Origin of the sequence: Affinundibacterium seohonense (assembly GCF_014284305.1) — a bacterium.
GTDB lineage: Bacteria > Pseudomonadota > Gammaproteobacteria > Burkholderiales > Burkholderiaceae_D > Undibacterium > Undibacterium seohonense.
Genome location: NZ_JACOFW010000063.1, coordinates 1 through 1,404, shown reverse-complemented (window position 1 = coordinate 1,404; position 1,404 = coordinate 1). Strand labels below are relative to the sequence as shown.

Genomic DNA, 1,404 nt, shown 5'->3' with positions numbered 1-1,404 from the left:
CTGGTGCGCCTGGTTCCACTGTCGTGATGCTTGGTTGGTCATCATCCAAGATACCGCCGTTGCCTGTTACCCCACCGATCACCAATGGTAAGGATTCTGGTGAGGCGGAATCGACGACACTGTCGTTGATCGTGGCAACGGTCACCGTGAAGCTGGAAACACCAGCTGGAACGATCAGGCTGCCACCGACTAAAGTGACACCATTGCTAAATGTGGCTGTGCTGTTGTAATCAGCACCGGCTGTCGCTGTACCACCGCCTAAGTTGTAAGCATAGGTTGAGGCAACAGTTGTTGTTGCGCTTAAGCTGACGGTGTAGACGAGATCATTGCCTTCGACCACATTGTCACCAGCGACGCCTGGTGCGCCTGGTTCGACTGTGGTGATGCTTGGTTGGTCATCATCAATAATACCGCCATTGCCTGTTACCCCACCGATCACCAATGGTAAGGATTCTGGTGAGGCGGAATCGACGACACTGTCGTTAATCGTCGCGACGGTGACTGTGAAGGTGCTCACGCCAGCGGGAACGATCAGGCTGCCACCGACTAAGGTCACACCATTACTGAACGTGGCTGTGCTGTTGTAATCGGCACCGGCTGTCGCTGTACCACCGCCTAAGTTGTAAGCGTAAGTCGCTGCTACTGTTGTGGTTGCTGACAGAGACACGGTGTAGACGAGATCATTGCCTTCGACCACATTGTCACCAGCGACGCCTGGTGCGCCTGGTTCCACTGTGGTGATGCTTGGTTGGTCATCATCAATAATACCGCCATTGCCTGTTACACCACCGATCACCAATGGTAAGGATTCTGGGGACGCGGAATCGACGATGGCGTCATTGATTGTGGCGACGGTGACCGTGAAGGTACTAACGCCGGCTGGAACGATCAGGCTGCCACCGACTAAAGTGACGCCATTGCTAAATGTGGCGGTGCTGTTGTAATCGGCACCCGCTGTCGCTGTACCACCGCCTAAGTTGTAAGCGTAAGTCGCTGCTACTGTTGTGGTTGCTGACAGAGACACGGTGTAGACCAAGTCATTGCCTTCAACCACATTGTCACCAGCGACACCTGGTGCGCCTGGTTCCACTGTCGTGATGCTTGGTTGGTCATCATCAATAATACCGCCGTTGCCTGTTACACCACCGATTACCAATGGTAAGGATTCTGGGGAGGCGGAATCAACGACACTGTCGTTAATCGTCGCGACGGTGACCGTGAAGGTACTCACGCCAGCGGGAACGATCAGGCTGCCACCGACTAAGGTCACACCATTACTGAACGTGGCTGTGCTGTTGTAATCGGCACCGGCTGTTGCTGTACCACCGCCTAAGTTGTAAGCGTAAGTCGACGCCACAGTTGTTGTTGCGCTTAAGCTGACGGTGTAGACGAGATCATTGCCTT

At 54.1% G+C, this 1,404-nt stretch carries 1 protein-coding gene; it reads right to left on the bottom strand.

What is annotated here, in order from left to right; all coding sequences use genetic code 11:
- On the bottom strand, positions 1-1,404 hold a 1,404-nt coding region (locus tag H8K52_RS20545), incomplete at both ends, for a beta strand repeat-containing protein (RefSeq protein ID WP_222613872.1).